A 15,791-nucleotide genomic window follows, 5' to 3' on the forward strand; every position below is an offset into this window, starting at 1 on the left:
TAGCCGCCCGTGCTGGGCTCTGGCGAGTGGGATCAGTCCGTGTACGCCGAGGGCTTGAGAACCCCGATGTACGGCAGGTTCCGGTACTGTTCTGCGTGATCCAGGCCATAGCCCACAACGAACTCGTTGGGGATGTCGAAGCCGCAGAAGCGGACGTCGATGTCGACCTTGACGGCGTCGGGCTTGCGCAGCAGGGTGCAGATCTCCACGCTCTTGGGGCCGCGAGAGCGGAGGTTGGCGATCAGCCAGGAGAGGGTGAGCCCGGAGTCGATGATGTCCTCGACGATGAGGACGCGCCGACCGGTGATGTCCGCGTTGAGGTCCTTGATGATGCGGACCACGCCGGAGGACTTGGTGCCGCTGCCGTAGGAGGACACGGCCATCCAGTCCATGTCGATCGGCAGGTCGATGCGGCGGGCGAGGTCGGCGACGATCATGACGGCGCCCTTGAGCACGCCGACGAGCAGGGGCGGCTCATCCTGGTACGCCTCCGCGATCTCGCGGCCGAGCTCGGCCACGCGGTCGGCGATCTGCTGTTCGGTCAGCAGGATGCTCTGCACATCCGGATGGTGGTCCTGGCTGGTCACGAAGGCCTCCGCTGGGTCGCTGCTGGGTGGGTGGTCACGAACAGGATGGCCCCGTTGGACCGATGCACATCGATCCTACCGGGTAGCGGGATCGGGCCCTGACCGCGGTATGCGGACAGCAGGGAGTCGGCGGCGAGCACCTGCCGGCGCAGGATCGACTTGTCCGACGGGTGCCCGCCGAGGCGGGCGGCCTCCGCAGCGGCGAGCTTCAGCACCCGGGTGCGCAGGGCCCGCGCCAGCGGCGCGAGCGCGGTGGCGCTGAGGGCGAGCACGGTGCCGTCGGGGTCCTCGGCCGACGGATGCCGGCGAGCAGCGGTGAACTCCTCGGCGGCGAGGTCGTCGAGGACGTCGGCGTCATCGCGCAGGAGGTCCGCTGTGCGCACGAGCGCGGAGGTGACGTGCTCGCCCAGCACCTCCTGCAGCTGCGGCAGCGCGGCGGTGCGCACGGCGACGCGCAGCAGGTCCTGGTCCTCGTTCATGGGGTCGTCCCAGATGTCGAGGTCGAGCTGGTCGCAGATGGCGCGGGTGTCCTTGCGCCACAGCCCGGTGGTCTCATCGCGGCCGGTGCCGAGGAAGGGGCGGAGGATGCGGCCGCGCTCACGGGGAATGCCGGCCAGCGAGCGGGCGCCGGAGCCGCGGGCGAGCCCGAGCAGCACCTGTTCGGCCTGGTCGTCGAGGGTGTGGCCGAGCAGGACGGCGAGGGCCCCGCTGGCGTCGGCGATCTCATCGAGGGCGTCGAGGCGGGCGGTGCGGGCGCGCTGCTCCACTCCCCCGGGCGCATCCCGGTCGACCTGCACCCGTCGGACGGTCACCTGGTCGGCGCCGACTCGTTCGGCGGTGGTGCGGGCGCGCTCCGCCACCGAGGCGGAGTCGTCGGCGAGGCCGTGGTCGATGATGACGGCGTGAGTGCTCAGGCCCAGCTTCCGGGCGCACCAGACGGTGGTGGCGAGCAGAGCGGTGGAGTCCGCGCCGCCGCTGAGGCCGACGATGATGCGGGCGGAGGCATCCGCCTGGTCGCCGTGGAGCGCGTGGTCGGTGCGGTCGGCGAGGTCGGTGAGGCGCTGCAGGAGCGCGGCGCGGACCGCTGTGCGGGCGCGCGCGATCTGCGGCGGCGGTCCCGTCATCAGGACTGCTCGCGGATCATCAGCGCGGCGGTGGTGTCCACGGCTGCGCGGGCGGCGTCCGCGTCCGCTCCGTCGAAGCCGTACACGACGATGGAGAAGCCGACCACGCGGCCGTCGGCGAGGGTGGTGACCCCGGTGAGGGAGGAGGTGCCGGCGAGGTACCCGGTCTTACCGCGGACGATGCCGCGCGCGTCGGTGACGGAGGAGGCTTCGAAGCGGTCGGCGAGGGTGCCCTCGAGCCCGCTGATGGGGACGAGGGTGAACACCTCGCGCACCGGGTCGGGCGCTTCGCCGGTGGACCAGGCGTTGAGTTCGGCCAGCAGACGCGGCGGGATGCGGTTGTCGGCGGAGAGGCCGGAGTTGTCGGCGATGCGGAGCCCGTCGGCATGCAGGCCCTCGTCACGGGCCAGCAGAGTGATGTCCTCCTGGACGGCGTCGCGGGCGCCGGCGACTGTGGCCGGCTTGCCCTGCTCGGCGGCGACGAGGCGGCCGAGGACCTCCGCGGTGGTGTTGTCCGAGTGGATGAGGGTGTGGTGGATGAGGTCGCGGACGGGCGCGGACTGCACCTGGGCGATCTCAGCGGCGTCCTTCGGCACTGCGGCGCGGTTCGGCTCCCCGGTGACGGTGATGCCGTTCTTCTCCAGTTCGGCGCGGAACGCCGTGAGGGCGTCCTCCGAGGGGTTGGTGGACTTCGGTCCGTACGGTTCGCCGTCCAGGCGGCCGCCGTCGACCGCGATCGCGGTGATGGGGGCGACCCACCCACCGGAGGGCCCATTGCTGCCCCAGGCGGGGTTGACGGGATCGTCGGCGAACGCGGTGTCGTCGAGGTGCAGGGCTACGGATGTGACGCCCTGCTTCTTCAGGTCGTCGGCGGTGGCGCGGGCGAGGTCCGTGATGGAGGCGCGGGAGAGGTCCTCCTTCACCACCGGTTTCGACGCCGCGGACTCGGTGGTCAGCATCATGTCGCCGCCGCCGCGGAGGAACAGGTCCCCGCCCTTCAGATGGGTGGAGGTCGTCAGCCGGGAATCCAGGTCGATGTGGCGCGCCGCCGCGACGGACGTGAGCAGCTTCATGGTGGACGCTGGGACGCGTGCGGTGTCGCCGTCGTGCTCCGCGATGGTCTCCCCCGTGCGGGCGTCGACCACGCTGAAGGCGAGGTGGTTGTTGACCACGGGGATCTCGGCGGCGCGCATCATCGCGGCAGTGATCTGGTCGCCGGACACCGTCGGCTGGACAGCGTCCCCGGACGCATCGGCGCTGGGGTCGGCATCGGGGTCGGCGCTCGACTGACCTGCGGGAGCGCCCGAGCTGGGGTCGACGGGGGCGAGCGCCTTTGGGGCGGGCGGCGTCATCGTCTCCGCGGCGGCGGGTGGGTTGACCGGAGGGTGGCCGGCGGCGCGGTCGATCGTGATGACGCCCGGCAGAGCGTCCACGGCGTCGGCCAGTGCATAGAACCCGACGGGGACGGCAAGGCACAGACCCAGAGCTGCTGCGCGCACACTCCGCTTCATCCGCTGCCTCCCATCGAACGCGAACCCGTCGGGCATCACAGTAGCGGATCGGCGATGCTGCAGGCCGGCTGGGGATCACGGGGGTAGGGTGGACCCAATTGATGCGCCGGCCCTAGGTCGCGCGCCTGAGACCTTTTCCGTTGAGCCAATGGAGTCAGACGTGGAATTCGACGCAACGATCGAGATCCCCAAGGGGAATCGCAACAAGTATGAGGTGGAGCACCACACCGGGCGCATCCGCCTGGACCGCATGCTCTTCACCGCCACCCGCTACCCGGACGACTACGGGTTCATCGAAGGCACCCTCGGTGAGGACGGCGATCCCCTGGATGTTCTCGTTCTGCTGGAGGAGCCCACGTTCCCCGGCTGCCTGATCCGCTGCCGTGCGATCGGCATGTTCCGCATGCGCGATGAGGCCGGCGGTGACGACAAGATCCTCGCCGTCCCGGTGGAGGACAAGCGCCAGGTGCGCCGTCAGGAGCTGACCGACGTCTCCGAGTTCCACCGCCTGGAGATCCAGCACTTCTTCGAGGTCTACAAGGACCTCGAGCCGGGCAAGAGCGTGGAGGGCGCCCACTGGGAGGGCCGCTCCGCAGCCGAGGCGGAGATCCGCGCCTCCTTCAAGCGCGCCGTGGAAGCGGGCCCTGAGCACTACAACGAGTACACCCCGAAGGAGTTCTTCGAGAAGGACTGATCTCTGTCCGGATCACCTGGTCCACGAGGCGGGCCCCCGATTGCACTGTGCAGTCGGGGGCCCGCTCGGCTCTGGGCGTCAGGGCGACGGTCGCTCGTCCTTCTTCGCGCCCTCGATGGTGGTGGTGTGGGCGTGGGAGAAGATCTCACGCGAGGCGTCGATGACGCTCTTGGCCACGGCGCGATTGCCGAATCCGCCGATCGCCGCGCCGAGGCCGAACGGGGCGAGGCGGCCCAGCCACACCCCGCCGAGGCGAGTCGCCGCCCGGCGCTGGATCCACTTCTTCACGCGTTTGTTGACCTGGGCCATGACGAAGTCGGGTGCGATGCCGTCCAGCACAGTGGACCACTGCGCCCCCTGCTTGCCGAGCGCCTTCGCAACGATCTCACTGCCGCGCTCACCGCCGATGATGCCGAGCGTGACCATGCGGCGGCGCTCCGGATCGGTCATGTCCACCCCGCGCACGCGCGCAACGGACAGGGCGAGGAAGGCGCATGCCTCGGCGAACGCGGCGCCTTCACCGGCGGTCAGCCCGACCGCCAGAGCGGTTCCCACGCCGGGCAGGGCGGCGGTTCCGCCGACGCCGGCGCCGGTCGCGGTGGCGAGGGTGAGGAACTGCTTCTCGATGCGCCGCACGACCTGATCATCGGTGAGCTCGGGGCGCTTGCGGCGGATGCCGTCGATGTACTTGTTCGCCAGCGGCGCCTGCAGGGCGAGCGCACGGTCGATCAGGGCGAAGTGGCGGTCGGCGATCTGGACGCCCGCCTCCTCAGGGGTCAGCGCGTCCGTGTCTGCTCTCTTCGCAGCGGCCATGGGGTCTCCTTCCGGTGGGCGCTCGAGTGCCCTCTCGGGCGGGCTCTCCTGGTCTCAGGACTGGGACGCGGATCGAGTGTGGGCGACCTCACCGGGGTTGAGTTCGGTGATCGGGCCGGTCAGCCCGAGGTAGTCGACCGCGTCCGTCAGCTCCTCATAGTACGGAGCGTAGTCCTCCCAGATCATGGACCGATCCACGGCGCGGTCATGGCAGAGAATCCCGTCGAGGTGGTCGGCTTCGTGCTGGAAGATGCGGGCGGGCCACCCGGACCACACCTCGTCGAGGTCACGGCGGGACCCGTCGGCCCCGATGACGGTTCCGCGCACCCGCACCCGCTGGTGGCGCGGAACGATGGAGCGCCAGCCGTCCACGCTCAGGCACCCCTCCCATGCGTACACCACGGTCTCGCCGACTCCCTCGTACCGGGGGTTGGCGATGCAGTGCAGGGGCAGATCACGGCGCTCGAGGGGGTCCTCGCCCTCCTCCTCGTCGAAGCCGACGGAATCCTCCATCACCACGAGCCGCAGCGGCAGGCCGATCTGGGGCGCCGCAACACCGACGCCGGGCGCTTCGTGCATGGTGATGACCATGGCCCGCAGCAGGGCGGAGAGCTCGTCGGCATCGAGCTGGTCCGCGAAGGCGACGCTGGATGCCCGCAGAGCAGGGTGCCCGGCCTGGACGATCCGCAGCGGGTCGGCGGAGTCGTCGCGGCGGGAGAGGATCTTGGCGGTGAGGTCGCGCAGCTTCATGCCCCTGTTCTACCAGGCGAACATCTCCGCAGCCCGGCTGTGGAATGTCCCACATCCGGCGGAGAACCTGCGATACGATCACTGGACCTGCGACAACGAGGTTCGCAGGCTTCGCTTCACAACGGATCGTCCGGCACGTACCTGCCGGTGAAGGAGAACAGCCCCATGGCAACCGTGACCTATGACAGTGCCACCCGCATCTACCCGGGCAACGACAAGCCCTCGGTGGACAGCCTCAACATCGACATCGAGGACGGCGAGTTCCTCGTCCTCGTCGGCCCGTCGGGCTCGGGCAAGTCGACCGCTCTGCGCATGCTCGCCGGCCTCGAAGAGGTCAATGCCGGCCGCATCCTCATCGGCGACCGCGACGTCACCGACGTCCCGCCGAAGGACCGCGACATCGCCATGGTGTTCCAGAACTACGCGCTGTACCCCCACATGTCCGTGGCGGACAACATGGGCTTCGCGCTGAAGATCCAGGGCAAGCCGAAGGCCGAGATCCGTGAGCGCGTCCGCGAGGCCGCCGAGATCCTCGACCTCACCGAGTACCTGGACCGCAAGCCGAAGGCCCTCTCCGGCGGTCAGCGCCAGCGTGTGGCCATGGGCCGCGCCATCGTCCGCAGCCCCCAGGTGTTCCTCATGGACGAGCCGCTGTCGAACCTCGATGCGAAGCTGCGCGTCTCCACCCGTACTCAGATCGCGTCCCTGCAGCGCCGCCTCGGCGTCACCACCGTGTACGTGACGCACGACCAGACCGAGGCCATGACCATGGGTGACCGCGTGGCCGTCCTGGACCACGGCATCCTGCAGCAGGTCGACACCCCGCGCACTATGTACGACCGCCCGGCGAACGTGTTCGTGGCCGGCTTCATCGGCTCCCCCGCCATGAACCTCATCGAGCAGCCGCTCTCCGAGGGCGGTGTGCAGTTCGGGGGCGCCCTCGTGCCGGTGGACCGCTCCACGCTCTCCCAGTCCTCGGACAACTCCGTCACCGTCGGTGTCCGCCCCGAGGATCTGGAGATCTCCCCGGACGGCGAGGGCCTGCCGGTCGAGATCGACGTAGTCGAGGAGCTCGGCGCCGACGCCTACGTGTACGGCCGCCTCGCTGGTGAGAAGAACCCAACCGCGAAGCCGATCATCGCGCGCGTGGACGGCCGCACTCCCCCGCAGAAGGGTGAGACGGTCCACTTCCGCCCGAAGCAGAACCACGTGCACCTGTTCGATCTCAGCAGCGGCCTGCGCCTGGGCGACTGACCCGGCCCGACCGAAGGGCGAGGGGCGCGCATCCATCCGGGTGCGCGCCCCTCGTCATCACCGGACCCCGCGATGGGAGACAATGGACCCATGGCCGCCCTGGAGATCTCCGCTGCACGTCCCGATCCCGCCCTACTGGATCTGCCGTGGCACCTCCCCTTGGCGGACTGGCCGGACGACCTTCTCGCCTCCCTCCCCCGCGGCATCTCCCGCCACGTGGTGCGGTTCGCCCGTGTCTCCGGGCGTGTGCTCGCCCTCAAGGAGATCACCGAGGACCTCGCCCGCAGCGAGTTCCGACTGCTGCGGCTGCTGGCGAAGATGAACATTCCAGCGGTGGAGTCCTTCGCCGTGGTGTCCGGCAGGGAGACGGTCGATGGCAGGCCCTTGGACGCGGTCCTCATCACCCGCCACCTCCAGTACTCCCTGCCGTACCGTGCGCTGTTCTCCCAGGTGAATCAGCCGCAGACCGCGAGCCGTCTGCTCGATGCCCTTGCCGTGCTGCTGGTGCGCCTGCACCTCGCCGGCTTCTACTGGGGCGATGTGTCCCTGTCCAACACGCTGTTCCGCCGCGATGCCGGCTCCTTCGCCGCCTACCTCGTCGACGTCGAGACCGGGCAGCTGCACGAGACCCTCTCGCGCGGTCAGCGCGAATACGACCTCGACCTCGCCCGCACCAACATCATCGGAGAGATGTTCGACCTGCAGGCCGGGGAGAAACTGGCCGATGACGTCGATGCGATCGAGATCGGTGACCAGCTGGTGCAGCGCTACCAGGTGCTGTGGGCGACCCTCACCGAACGGGAGACGTTCAGCTCCGAAGAGCGCTGGCGGGTCTCCGCCCGCATCGAGAAGCTCAACGAGCTCGGCTTCGACGTGGACGAACTCGACATCACCACCGACCTCGACGGCACCTCGGTCAGCATCCAGCCGAAGGTGGTGGACGCCGGTCACCATGCACGGCGTCTGCTGCGCCTGACCGGCATCGACGCACAGGAGAACCAGGCTCGGCGCCTGCTGAACGACCTCGACCAGTACGCCGCCGAAACGGACCAGCAGGGCGAGGACGAGGACTTCGTGGCGCACGAATGGCTGCAGGAGTGCTACGAGCCGGTGGTGAGGGCGATTCCCCGGGCGATGCGCCGCAAACTGCAGGCGCCGGAGTTCTACCACGAGCTGCTGGAACATCGGTGGCACCTGTCGCAGCGCCTCGGACACGACGCGACGATGGACCAGACCGTTCAGGACTACATCCTCACCGTCCTGATCCACCGTCAGGATGAGCGGGCGCTGATCACCTCGGAGACGTCAGCGATCCCGATCTTCGAGGGCTGACGCCCCGCCGCCCGAGCGGCTCAGCGCAGGCCGGCGCGGGCACGGTGGCCCGCCACCTCGTACAGCACGATCGACGCCGCCACCGACGCGTTCAGCGACTCCGTGGTCGCCGCCATCGGAATGGATGTGATCGCATCGCACTTCTCCCGCGTGAGACGGGAGATGCCCTTGTCCTCCGCACCGATGACCAGCACCAGCGGGTCCGGGGCGAACGTCAGCTCGCGGGGGTTCTGGTCCCCGTCGGCGTCGAGGCCGACGGCGAACACACCGCGCTTCTTGAGGTCGTCGATCGCACGGTTCAGGTTCGTCACCTGCGCCACCCGCACGCGTCCGGCGGCACCGGCGGCCACTTTGTACACGCTGGCGGTCATCTGCGCGGAGCGGCGCTCCGGCACGATCACGCCATGCACACCGAACGCACCGGCGCTGCGGAGGATGGCGCCGAGGTTGCGCGGGTCGGTGATGCCGTCGAGCGCCACGAACAGCGGCGCCTCGAAGCGCTGAGCGGCGATGTCCATCAGTTCGTCGATGTCGGCGTACTCGTACGGCGGGATGGTCAGCACCACGCCCTGGTGGACGGCGCCGTCGGTCATGGTGTCCAGTTCGTTGCGGCTGGCTTCTCGCAGCGGAATGTTCTCCGCCTGCGCGATCCGCATGATCTCGCGCACGCGGTCGTCCACATCCATGCGGATCTGCAGGGTGAGGCCCAGGGACGGCACCTCGTCCCGCATCGCCTCGAGCACGGAGTTGCGGCCTGCGATGTGGGTGGGGCGGTTCGCGATGTCCTTCTGAGCCTTCGGCTTCGGTCGGCGCCTGCCCGTCTTCGCACCGGCGCGGCCGACGGTGTCCTGCGTGCCCTTGTACGCCTTGTGGTACGGGCGGTCCTCCGCCTTGGGGGTGGGGCCGCGGCCGCGCAGACCGCGTCGGCGCTGGCCTCCTGAGCCCTTGGGTGCTGAGCGTGCCATGATTCCTCCGAATCGGATTCGGCGCCGCATCGGCGCGCGCGTGGTGTCGGTGTCGTGTGGTCAGTGGTCGGTCAGCGACCAGCGGGCGCCGTCCGCACCGTCCTCGATGGTGATGCCGGCGGCACCGAGTCGCTCGCGGATGGCGTCGGCCGCCGCCCAGTCCTTCGCGGCGCGCGCCTGGGCCCGCTCCTCGAGCTGCGCGGTCACCAGCGCATCCAACGCATCCTCTGCGGCCGTTCCCGAGGTCCGGGTGCTCTGGGCGCGCCACTGCACTGGGTCCAGGCCCAGCACATCCAGCATGCCGCGCAGGGACGAGACCGTGCGGGCGATCGCCGTCAGGTCCTGCTGCTTCGCGCCGAGGAGGGTGTTGAGGTCCGCGTGGGTGCGGTGGATGTTGGCGAGGGCATCGGCCACGGAGAGGTCGTCGTCCATCGCGGCGACGAACGCCTCCGGCAGATCCGCCTCCGCGGGATCGATCAGCTCCGCCGATGCTGAGGATCCATCGACCGCCTCCACGGCGCGGAGCACGGACGCATCCAGTCGCGCGATGACCGTCTCGGCGTCGCCGAGGATGCGGCTGTTGAACTCCATGTCGGACCGGTAGTGACTGGAGACCATCGCCAGACGGATCGCCTGCGGGGAGGACTGCGTCAGCGCCTCTTCGGCGGTGATGAAGTTGCCGAGGCTCTTGCCCATCTTCATGCCGTCCACGGTGAGCATGCCGGCGTGCATCCAGCGCTGTGCGAACCCGTAGCCGGCGCCGAACGACTGCGCCTGCTCGTTCTCGTGGTGGGGGAAGCGGAGGTCGAGGCCGCCGCCGTGGATGTCGAACGACTCCCCCAGGTACTTCCGGCTCATGGCGGAGCATTCGAGGTGCCAGCCGGGCCGGCCGCGACCGAACGGGGTGTTCCACGCGGCGGACTCCGGCTCGTCGGCCTTCGCCTGCTTCCACAGCGCGAAGTCCCGACGGTCGCGCTTACCGCGCTCGGGGGCTTCGAGGTCGTCGATCATGTCATCGAGGGACTGGTTCGTCAGGGAGCCGTACTCCGGCAGGGAGCGGACGTCGAAGTAGACGTTGCCCTCACCGTCGGCGTAGGCGTGGCCGCGGTCGATCAGCAGCTGCATGAAGTCGACCTGTTCGGGCACATGCCCGGTGGCGCGCGGTTCGTAGTCGGGGCGCACAGCACCGAAGCGGTCCATGATCTCGCCGAAGAGGCGCTCGTGCTGGATGGACCAAGCCCACCAGGGGCGGCCCTCCTGCTCGGCGCGGGCGAGGATCTTGTCATCGATGTCGGTGACGTTGCGGACATAGGTGACGTCGTATCCGCTGCGGCGCAGCCAGCGCACGAGGACGTCAAATGCGAGGAAGGTGCGGACGTGCCCGATGTGCGGCCCGTCCTGCACGGTGGGACCGCAGACGTACAGGCCCACCTTCCCCTCCGTCAGCGGAATGAAGTCCGAGAGCGTGCGGGTGGCGGAGTCATGCAGTCGAAGAGTCACCAGGCCAGCATATTCTGCGCGTCTGGGGAACGGAAAAGCGGACCGCCCGCAGGGCGATCCGCTTCTCGATGATGAGGGAGGCGACTCAGGCGCGGGCCTTCGTCTTCTCCACGGAGCGAGCAGCGACCTGCTTGCCGTAGAGCTCCTCGTAGGCGTCGTCGTAGTCAGCGGCGTTCACGGGGCGCTTGCCCTGCACTGCTCCGACGGCGCTGGTGGCGGTTTCGACGGTGGTGGTCGGGCCCTTGATCCTCTTCGCGACCAGGAACGCCGCGAGGCCCAGGATCAGGCCGAGCACGATGAGCGCAGCGGCGACGATGAGGAAGGACAGCCACGGGCTGAGACCCAGGGCCACCAGACCCCATGCGGCGGTGAACAGGAGCATCACCCAGGCGCTGAGCAGGAAGAACACCAGGACGGCGGCAAGGGCGGCGGTGATGCCGGCCTTGACCACGATGTCCGTGATCTCCTTCTTGGCGATGGCGATCTCTCGCTGCACAACGCCGGTGACCTCGGCTTTGATGGACGTGATGAGCTCGCTGATGGATCGCTGGCTCGTCCGCGACGCGCGGTCATTCGAAGAGTTGATCATGAAGAAACCCTATCAGGACTGTGATCTGGTCGTTATGTCAGTCGAGGGTGATCCGGCGGCGCCGCTGCTTCTCCGGGCGGGGGCCCGCCGAGGAGCTGCGGCGCACTTCCAGCCGCGGGGTCACCGCGACGTCGCGGGCCGGACCGTCGTACCCACCGGCGCGCTCCACGATGAACTGCGCCGCCATCGCACCCAGGCGCCGCGAATTCGGATCGATGCTGGTGAGCTGCGCCGTTCCGGAGGCGGCGAGCGAGGTGTTGCCGTAGCCGACGACCGACAGGTCCGCCGGAACGCTGTAGCCCGCCTCGACCGCTGCGGTGAGGACTCCCGTCGCAGTGACGTCGTTCGAGCAGGTGATCGCGGTCGGAACCGAGGAGCCGTTCAGCAGCATCGACCCGGCGGTGCGCCCCACCTGTTCGGAGAAGTCGGCGGGCTCCACACGTGCGCGGTCCTCCAGACCGTGGCGTGCCATGGCCGCGGTGAACGCCTCGGCGCGCTCCTGCGCCACCGTGTACCCCACACCGCCCACGTGGGCGATGTCCTTGTGCCCCATCGCCACCAGGTGGTCCACGACGAGGCCGAGGCCGGCCTCGTCGTCGATGCGGACCGTGTCCATGGTGCCGATGTGCTGCTTGGATGCGCCGATCGCGACGATCGGGCGGGAGCCGATGGCGCGGCGCACCACGTCCATATCGGGGAGGTCGGAAGCCATGATGAAGCCGTCCACGCCGAGCGCGGTCAGCGAGGAGATGGTGGACTCGTCCACCGTCACCGGGTACTCCGGGACGCGCTGACGGGTCGGCACCACCACGACCGTGCGCCCGGTGGCCGACAGCTCAATGCGGATGGCCCGCACAAGGTCGGAGATCCACGTGTTGCGCATCGTGTTCACCAGGACGGCGATGACTCCGTTGCGCGCGTCCTCCTCCGAGATGTCCTCGAGGGGGAAGTTGAGGCGCTCAGCGGCTTCGCGGGTGCGCTGCGCGAGGTCCGGTTTGATGTCCGGGGCGCCGCGCAGGGCGCGCACTGCGATCGCACTGGTGATGCCGACGGATTCGGCGACGTCGTTGAGCGATGCCCGCGTCTTCGTCGGGTCGCTCTGGAACGGTTCGGTCTTCTTCTCAGCCATGGCCATCATTGTTCCATCACTTGCTCACTTGCCGGCGAGGCCGCGCTGGATGAGGTCCATCACGGAGGAATCGGCGAGGGTCTGGGTGTCCCCCACCTCGCGGTTCTCGGCGACATCGCGCAGCAGGCGGCGCATGATCTTGCCGGATCGGGTCTTGGGCAGCTCGGTGACGAGCAGGACCTTCTTCGGCTTGGCGATCGGGCCGATCTCCTGGCCTACATGCGCGCGCAGCACCTGCACCGCGTTCTCCTCGCCGCCCTCAGCCTCGACGTCGCCGAGCGCATCCGAGCGGAGGATGACGAATGCGACGACGGACTGTCCGGTGGTCTCGTCGGCTGCGCCGACGACGGCGGCTTCGGCGACCCATGGGTGGGAGACGAGGGCGGATTCGATCTCGGAGGTGGACAGGCGGTGGCCGGAGACGTTCATGACGTCGTCCACGCGACCGGTCACCCAGACGTCCCCGTCGGCGTCCTTCTTGGCGCCGTCACCGGCGAAGTACCGGTTCTCGAAGCGGGACCAGTAGGTGTCGATGAAGCGCTGGTCATCGCCCCAGATGCCGCGCAGCATGGCCGGCCACGGATCGGTGAGCACGAGGAAGCCTGGCTCGTCGGGCTGGACGGCCTCACCGTTGTCGTCGAGAACGTCGGCGCTGATCCCCGGCAGGGGCACCTGCGCACTGCCGGGCTTCAGGGGCGTGACGCCGGGCAGCGGGGAGATCATGATCGCACCGGTCTCGGTCTGCCACCAGGTGTCGACGATCGGGCAGCGGTCACCGCCGATGACGCGGCGGTACCAGCGCCATGCCTCCGGGTTGATGGACTCGCCGACCGTTCCGAGCAGGCGCAGGCTGGAGAGGTCGAACTTCGCGGGGATGTCCTCGCCCCACTTCATGGCGGTGCGGATCGCCGTGGGCGAGGAGTAGAAGGTGGTGACGCCGTACTTCTGGATGACCTCCCACCAGCGGCCCTGGTGCGGGGTGTCGGGGGTGCCCTCGTAGATGACCTGCGTGGTGCGGTTCACCATCGGTCCGTACACCACGTAGGTGTGGCCGGTGATCCAGCCGATGTCGGCGGTGCACCAGTAGACGTCGGAGGACGGCTTGAGGTCGAAGACGTTGCGGTGCGTGTAGGCGGCCTGGGTGAGGTACCCGCCGGTGGTGTGGACGATGCCCTTCGGCTTCCCGGTGGTGCCGGAGGTGTAGAGGATGAACAGCGGGTGCTCGGCGTCGACCGCGACGGGCTCATGCTCGGTGGATGCGTCCTCGCGCAGTTCGTGCCACCAGTGGTCGCGGCCGTCGGTCCAGGCGACGTCGCCACCGGTGCGCTTGACCACGAGCACGTTCTTCACGGTGCCCTGCGAGCCATCGAGGGCGTCGTCCACAGCGGGCTTGAGGGGGAGCGCCTTGCCGCGGCGGAACTGGCCGTCGGCGGTGATGACGGCCACGGCGCCGGCGTCGTCGATGCGCGAGCGGAGGGCGTCGGCGGAGAAGCCCCCGAACACGACAGAGTGGGGTGCGCCGATGCGGGCGCAGGCGAGCATGGCGAACACCGCTTCGGGGATCATCGGCAGGTAGATGGCCACGCGGTCCCCCGTGGTGACGCCGAGGTCCTGCAGGGCGTTGGCCATGCGGGAGACCTCGTCCTTCACCTGGGCGTAGGTGTAGGAGGCGTCGGCTCCGTCCTCGTATTCGGCGAAGAGGGCGACCTGGTCGCCGTGGCCGGATTCGATGTGGCGGTCCACGGCGTTGTAGCAGGCGTTGAGGCGACCGTCGGCGAACCAGCGGGCGAACGGGGCGTTGGAGTAGTCGAGGACCTCGGTGAACGGCTTCGACCAGTTGAGCAGGCGGGCGCGCAGCTCCCAGAACTTCAGGCGATCAGCAGCGGCTTCCTCGTAGAGGCTGGGGCGCGCGACCGCGTTGGTGGAGAATTCGGAGCTCGGCGGGTAGACGTCCTGGGTCTGCTCAGCGGGTTCCGACGGGTTCTGGGTGGTCATCCTGGCTCTCCTCCACGGGTCCGGGTGCGGCGGTGCTGGTCAGAAGCACAGGAGCCGACGGACGCGGATCTCTCCGCTGTCCGCCGGCTCCTGCGGCGTGACCCTCACAACGTTATCGCATGTGGGCTGAAGCACAGAATCGGGTCAGCACTCGGGCAGCGACACCGGCACCGTGATCGCGAGACCGCCCATTGCGGTCTCCTTGTAGCGCTCGTTCATGTCCTTGCCGGTGCGGCGCATCGTCTCGATGACGGTGTCCAGGGAGACCAGGTGCTCACCGTTGCCGCGCAGGGCGAACCGCACCGCCGTGATCGCCTTGATGGAGCCCATCGCGTTGCGTTCGATGCAGGGGATCTGCACGAGGCCGCCCACCGGGTCGCACGTGAGGCCCAGGTTGTGCTCCATCGCGATCTCCGCAGCGTTCTCCACCTGCGGGGGCTTGGCGCCCATCACCTCGGCGAGGCCGGCCGCGGCCATGGAGGAAGCGGAGCCCACCTCGCCCTGGCAGCCGACCTCGGCGCCGGAGATGGAGGCGTTCTCCTTGTAGAGGGAGCCGACGGCCGCCGCGGCGAGCAGGAAGCGCACCACCGCGTCGTCCTTCTCCTCCTGGGTGTCGAAGTCCAGGAAGTTGAGGGCGTAGAACAGGACGGCGGGGATGATGCCGGCTGCGCCGTTGGTGGGGGCGGTGACGACCCGGCCGCCCGCCGCGTTCTCCTCGTTGACGGCGAGAGCGGCGAGGCTGACCCAGTCGAACTGGCTGTCGCGGCTCTTGTCCGGATCCTCCGCCTGGAGGGACTCGTACCAGCCGGCAGCGCGGCGCTTGACGTTCAGCCCGCCCGGCAGAACACCGGGAGTGTGCATCCCGGCGGTGATGCAGGCGTCCATCGCGGCCCAGATCTCCAGTGCCCCGGCACGGACCTCCTCTTCGCTGCGCCACTGGCGCTCGCGCCACATCATGGCCTGCGAGATGGAGATGCCGTGCTCCTCGCACACGCGCAGCAGCTCAGCGCCGGTGGTGAAGATCGGGTTGACGTCCTCGGCTTCGTCGGCCGCGTCCGCACCTCGCGCGTTGATCTCCTCCTTGGTGAGCACGAAGCCGCCGCCGACGGAGAAGGACGTGCGCGTGGCGATGACTTCGCCGTCGGCGTCCAGGGCGTTGAAGGTCATGCCGTTGGAGTGCTCGGGCAGGAAGGTGAGGGGGTGCACCACGATCGTGGAGGGGCGCAGGGTGACGGGCACCTGCCCGCCGAGCAGCAGCCCGCCCTCCTTCTCGATCTCCTGGGCGCGCTCCCAGCCCTTGACGGGGTCGATCTCACGGGGGTCATTGCCCTCCAGGCCGAGGATGACGGCATCGAGGGTGCCGTGGCCGATGCCGGTGGCGGCGAGGGAGCCGTACAGGTGGACATCGAGGTCATCGAGTCGGGAACGGATGCCCTCATCGGCGAGGATCTCCTGCGCCCACTCGTTCGCGGCGCGCATGGGACCGACGGTGTGCGAGGACGACGGCCCGATGCCGATCTTGAACAGGTCGAACAAGCTGATTGCCAT

14 protein-coding genes are annotated in these 15,791 nt (G+C 69.1%); 3 read left to right on the forward strand and 11 right to left on the reverse strand.

Translation table 11 applies throughout. From position 1 onward, the window contains the following. Window positions 1-32: 32 nt before the first annotated feature. From hpt to dacB, 3 genes are read right to left on the reverse strand one after another with little or no spacing between them, the layout of a single operon-like run. Window positions 33-587, reverse strand: a complete 555-nt coding sequence (gene hpt / locus FHX50_RS04700; protein WP_183374879.1) for a hypoxanthine phosphoribosyltransferase — start codon at window positions 585-587, stop codon at window positions 33-35. Further along, window positions 584-1,711: a tRNA lysidine(34) synthetase TilS gene (gene tilS, locus FHX50_RS04705; RefSeq protein ID WP_183374886.1), complete on the reverse strand. Its 1,128-nt coding sequence runs from the start codon at window positions 1,709-1,711 to the stop codon at window positions 584-586. Before tilS ends, hpt begins: the two co-directional genes overlap by 4 nt. Further along, complete coding sequence (gene dacB / locus FHX50_RS04710; RefSeq protein WP_183374888.1) at window positions 1,711-3,258, reverse strand: D-alanyl-D-alanine carboxypeptidase/D-alanyl-D-alanine endopeptidase; 1,548 nt, start codon at window positions 3,256-3,258, stop codon at window positions 1,711-1,713. Before dacB ends, tilS begins: the two co-directional genes overlap by 1 nt. 124 nt (window positions 3,259-3,382) lie before the next feature. Here dacB and FHX50_RS04715 point away from each other — a divergent pair, with 124 nt between their 5' ends. After that, window positions 3,383-3,916: an inorganic diphosphatase gene (locus FHX50_RS04715; protein ID WP_183374890.1), complete on the forward strand. Its 534-nt coding sequence runs from the start codon at window positions 3,383-3,385 to the stop codon at window positions 3,914-3,916. A gap of 78 nt (window positions 3,917-3,994) precedes the next feature. Here FHX50_RS04715 and FHX50_RS04720 read toward each other — a convergent pair whose 3' ends face one another. Both FHX50_RS04720 and FHX50_RS04725 read right to left on the reverse strand, forming a co-directional pair. Beyond that, complete coding sequence (locus FHX50_RS04720) at window positions 3,995-4,729, reverse strand: hypothetical protein (RefSeq protein WP_183374892.1); 735 nt, start codon at window positions 4,727-4,729, stop codon at window positions 3,995-3,997. A 54-nt stretch (window positions 4,730-4,783) separates the two neighbouring features. Further along, the gene (locus FHX50_RS04725; RefSeq protein WP_183374894.1) at window positions 4,784-5,479 is read right to left on the reverse strand and encodes a peptide deformylase; all 696 of its coding nucleotides are present in this window, start codon (window positions 5,477-5,479) and stop codon (window positions 4,784-4,786) included. A gap of 165 nt (window positions 5,480-5,644) precedes the next feature. Between FHX50_RS04725 and FHX50_RS04730 the strand changes: the two genes are divergently transcribed. Both FHX50_RS04730 and FHX50_RS04735 read left to right on the forward strand, forming a co-directional pair. Continuing rightward, a complete protein-coding gene (locus tag FHX50_RS04730) occupies window positions 5,645-6,733 on the forward strand; it encodes an ABC transporter ATP-binding protein (protein WP_183374896.1) in 1,089 nt (362 codons plus the stop codon). Window positions 6,734-6,823: 90 nt separating this feature from the next. Next, window positions 6,824-8,065: a DUF4032 domain-containing protein gene (locus FHX50_RS04735; protein ID WP_183374898.1), complete on the forward strand. Its 1,242-nt coding sequence runs from the start codon at window positions 6,824-6,826 to the stop codon at window positions 8,063-8,065. Between the two features lie 20 nt (window positions 8,066-8,085). Here FHX50_RS04735 and rlmB read toward each other — a convergent pair whose 3' ends face one another. The 6 genes from rlmB to FHX50_RS04765 form a co-directional block, all read right to left on the reverse strand. Continuing rightward, a complete protein-coding gene (gene rlmB / locus FHX50_RS04740; RefSeq protein ID WP_183374900.1) occupies window positions 8,086-9,030 on the reverse strand; it encodes a 23S rRNA (guanosine(2251)-2'-O)-methyltransferase RlmB in 945 nt (314 codons plus the stop codon). Window positions 9,031-9,090: 60 nt separating this feature from the next. Further along, entirely contained in the window at window positions 9,091-10,530 is a 1,440-nt protein-coding gene (cysS, locus tag FHX50_RS04745) for a cysteine--tRNA ligase (protein ID WP_183374902.1), read from the reverse strand. 85 nt (window positions 10,531-10,615) lie between these two features. Beyond that, a complete protein-coding gene (locus FHX50_RS04750) occupies window positions 10,616-11,119 on the reverse strand; it encodes a phage holin family protein (RefSeq protein ID WP_183374904.1) in 504 nt (167 codons plus the stop codon). 37 nt (window positions 11,120-11,156) lie between these two features. After that, window positions 11,157-12,248: a LacI family DNA-binding transcriptional regulator gene (locus FHX50_RS04755; protein ID WP_239374218.1), complete on the reverse strand. Its 1,092-nt coding sequence runs from the start codon at window positions 12,246-12,248 to the stop codon at window positions 11,157-11,159. Window positions 12,249-12,272: 24 nt separating this feature from the next. Further along, window positions 12,273-14,243, reverse strand: coding sequence for an acetate--CoA ligase (acs, locus tag FHX50_RS04760; RefSeq protein ID WP_183374908.1), 1,971 nt, complete (start codon window positions 14,241-14,243; stop codon window positions 12,273-12,275). Window positions 14,244-14,387: 144 nt separating this feature from the next. Next, window positions 14,388-15,791 (reverse strand): L-serine ammonia-lyase, encoded by a 1,404-nt coding sequence (locus FHX50_RS04765; protein ID WP_183374910.1) that lies wholly within the window; start codon window positions 15,789-15,791, stop codon window positions 14,388-14,390.

It is taken from the genome of Helcobacillus massiliensis (assembly GCF_014191425.1).
Classification (GTDB): Bacteria; Actinomycetota; Actinomycetes; order Actinomycetales; family Dermabacteraceae; genus Helcobacillus; species Helcobacillus massiliensis.